Below are 3,317 nucleotides of genomic sequence, written 5' to 3' on the forward strand. Positions count from 1 at the left end.
TCATTCAGCAGTATGACCAAAATCTGGAGCAAAGGCTACGGGAATCTGCGATCGCTGGCGGTGAACAACTAGCCGCGCAGTTGTTAGAAGAATTGAGCGACTGGGAGCCAGGACGTAAGCCGGTGCAGTTCAAAAAGAAGATGCAACGTCATCTGATGAAGGTTCAAGTGCTATTGGCAAACGCTTCACCAGAGGCAGGCAGTAGCTTGGAGGCGATGATGGCGCACTTGGATTCTATCGTTAACGATCCAGCGATTGAGTCTAAGAATCTTGGTTCTGATACGCGCAGTCAACTACAGCAAAAAATAGATTCTATCCGCACCAAGTTGTTAGATGAACAGCGCAATCTGCAATCACTTGCGGCTGACGACGTGGGCTTATCGAAAGCTACGGTCATGTCTTTCAAGTTTAGGTAAAAAACAGTCTTGGGCGAGGGTGAATTCGCTCAAGAATAAGTACCTTAAACGAAAAATGCAGCATATACATCTCAAAAAGAGTACCGCACTTCTTTCTACTATAGGAACAAAATTCTTATGTCACACTTCTCAACCGTTAAAACCAAGCTTGCTAACTGTGAATGTCTAATACAAGCTTTACAAGACTTGAAACTGAATCCGCAAGTACATGAAACAGCACAATCACTAAAAGGATACTACGGTGGCTCTCAAGGACAAAGCGCTGAAATCATCGTATCTGGTCGCACCATAAAAGCCCGTGCAGACATCGGATTCAAGTGGAATCAGTCAAGTGGTGTGTACGATGTGATACACGATAGCTACGAGACAGTTCCGAAATTGGGACAAGACTTTTTTAGCAAGAAACTAATGCTGGCTTATGGACAAAGAATGGTTCGCGCTAAAGCTGCCGAGTTACAAGAAAGGTTTGGTGAATGCGCGATCGCTGAATCAACAGAAGGAACTGTGCAAACTCTACGGCTGACTTTTGCTGGACACCAAGAAGTTAAACAATTTGTACGGAGATAAATATGGAACGTTCAATACTAATTCATTTCGACAGCGCTACAGGTGAAGTTCGTGTAGAGGCTGAGGGATTTGAAGGGTTGAGTTGTTTATCGGCTACGCAACCATTTGAAGAAGCACTTGGAGTTGTCAGCGAGAGCGATCGCATCTACAAGGACGAAGCCCAAACCCGACAACTTCAGACAACTTCAACCCACTCTATTCGCTTACGGCAGTAAATCAGGAAAAGGGGAACCGCGACGATTGGGTTCCCCCAAAAATTTTATGTACCTAAAGAGTATCCTTTCATCCACATTTACGCCCAGCAAAAACCACACCAGCCCGTGCTCATCAAAGCAAATACTGAAGGTTTGTGTGTGCTGCTGAATGCCATAGTTACCGCAATTGCCTACCAAGAGAACAACGGTACATCGGAAGTTTTTGACGGCGATGCCGAAGTTTATGAGGTAGTCGTGAGACTTGTTAATACTCACGATGAACTAGCGCCATTACCTTATCAAATTGAAAAACAATGAACCTCTCAAATCTTCTCTCCACATTAGATTCACAAATCCCTATCGCTGCGGTTGATGTCCTATCTCCTGATGAAGCGACGATTATTCAGTGGTTGACTGCTGAAGCTAACAATAAGCTTTCAAGTCCTGTGTTCTTCTGGAATCTGGGAGTATTAACCTTGGAGCAATGTTTAATCGCAGCAGATGGGGGATTGGTGTTTAAACCAGTTGCAGAGTATAAAAGACCACAACACGCTGACCCACTACTGTTTGTATTCGATTACATTGCTAACTTTAGCGGGAATGGTGTATTTATCCTCGGAGATATTCACCCCTTTATTGCTAAGAATTCACCCCAATTATCATGGGAGATTTTAAGCAAGGTAAAAAACCTTTACCACAGGTTAAAACCCACAGATAAACGCATTGTCTTGTTAGGTCAGAACATACAATTACACGAATCTCTAGTCAGATTGATTCCTTATTGTGAAGTCCCTTTACCTAGCATTGATCAAATACTACTTCATCTCAATTCTTATTTGCATGACCTACAACAGTCTGCTATTGAACAGGAATTGACTTTCACTATTTCCTTAGAACATGCTGAAAAAGAAACTCTTTCTCGTGCAGCCCTGGGATTAACCCTGGAGGAGATTAGCGACTTCCTTCGGTTAACAGTCAAAGAAAACTTAACTAATGATGGTGTCATCGTTGATGCTGATTTCATCCCCAAAGCCGTCGAGTACAAAACTCGGCTACTGTCTCAAATGGGTATTGAATTGGGTAAACCTGCGATAATCCCATTTGGCGGTTTGGATCTACTGCGCGAGTGGCTGATGAGGCGGCGGCGGCTGTTCACGCAAGAGGCGAGAAGTCTCTCGTTACCCCAACCAAAAGGTGTATTGCTGGCTGGCCCACCCGGAACAGGAAAATCCCACTGTGCCAAAAACATCGCTAGCATACTCAATCTACCACTTCTACAACTCGACATTGCATCCCTTTTGGGTAGTCTGGTAGGCGAATCTGAGGGTAATGTCAAACGTGCTTTGAAAACAGCAGAAGCGATCGCACCTTGTGTCTTATTTATTGATGAGGTGGAAAAGGCGCTTTCAGGTCAGGGCGATACAAGTGGTGTTAGTCAAAGGATTCTTGGAACTTTGCTTACGTTCATGAGTGAGTGTATGAGTGGTGTGTTTATAGTTGCAACCTGCAATGACCCATCAGCATTACCAAGTGAGTTTAAGCGCAAAGGTAGGTTTGATGAGGCTTTCTTTGTTGATCTACCCACAGAACCAGAACGGGTGCAGATTTTGGGGATTCACCTAGAGCGATTCGGTATTCACCTGGAATCAGAGTATTTGGAAGCAGTTGCTGTCAACACTGCGAAGTTTTCAGGGGCAGAACTGGAAACCCTTGCATCTGAAGCCGCACTGTTGGCATTTGACGAAGGACGACCGCAGCAGGTAACGCTTAATGATTTGGAGAATTGCCGTCAAACCATTACCCCACTTGCAGTTCAGGATGCGGCGGCAGTTGAGCGGATGAGGGAATGGGCATCGACCGCACGACAGGCTAGTAGTCCTGTGGTTGCAGCAAAAACTCAGTCTTTGCGTACTGCTAAATTTCGGAATATGAACTGATATTAATTGCGGTTGCTCCCTATCTTATGGGGGCGAGAGCAATTCGCAATTCGCAATTCGCAATTCGCAATTGCAGACATAATTGATAATTGATAATTGATTCACCTCAGAGCCAAAGCCTTTAATTTCAATTATGGAAAGAAACAAAACACATAGTATCAATATTCCAGCCCTCGCATAAATACGTAGGTTATTATTAATTG

Annotated in this window: 4 protein-coding genes and 1 pseudogene; all 5 read left to right on the plus strand. The window is 44.2% G+C overall.

What is annotated here, in order from left to right; all coding sequences use genetic code 11:
• Positions 1–416 (plus strand): annotated as a pseudogene (locus ACWATR_RS39010) (hypothetical protein); the annotation flags it as partial.
• A gap of 117 nt (positions 417–533) precedes the next feature.
• The gene (locus ACWATR_RS39015; protein WP_460345461.1) at positions 534–983 is read left to right on the plus strand and encodes a DUF1257 domain-containing protein; all 450 of its coding nucleotides are present in this window, start codon (positions 534–536) and stop codon (positions 981–983) included.
• Between the two features lie 2 nt (positions 984–985).
• Complete coding sequence (locus ACWATR_RS39020; RefSeq protein ID WP_460345464.1) at positions 986–1,198, plus strand: DUF2997 domain-containing protein; 213 nt, start codon at positions 986–988, stop codon at positions 1,196–1,198.
• Between the two features lie 105 nt (positions 1,199–1,303).
• Positions 1,304–1,495 (plus strand): hypothetical protein, encoded by a 192-nt coding sequence (locus ACWATR_RS39025; RefSeq protein WP_460345467.1) that lies wholly within the window; start codon positions 1,304–1,306, stop codon positions 1,493–1,495.
• Complete coding sequence (locus tag ACWATR_RS39030; RefSeq protein WP_460345470.1) at positions 1,492–3,114, plus strand: AAA family ATPase; 1,623 nt, start codon at positions 1,492–1,494, stop codon at positions 3,112–3,114. The genes ACWATR_RS39025 and ACWATR_RS39030 overlap by 4 nt, the downstream gene beginning before the upstream one ends.
• Positions 3,115–3,317: the final 203 nt, after the last annotated feature.

The sequence above is a fragment of the Nostoc sp. UIC 10890 genome, assembly GCF_054786515.1.

Excerpts from the sequence above, each read along its gene's own strand:
- ACWATR_RS39020 (WP_460345464.1), top strand. The coding sequence starts at position 986 with ATGGAACGTTCAATACTAATTCATTTCGACAGCGCTACAGGTGAAGTT.
- ACWATR_RS39015 (WP_460345461.1), top strand. The coding sequence starts at position 534 with ATGTCACACTTCTCAACCGTTAAAACCAAGCTTGCTAACTGTGAATGT.
- ACWATR_RS39030 (WP_460345470.1), top strand. The coding sequence starts at position 1,492 with ATGAACCTCTCAAATCTTCTCTCCACATTAGATTCACAAATCCCTATC.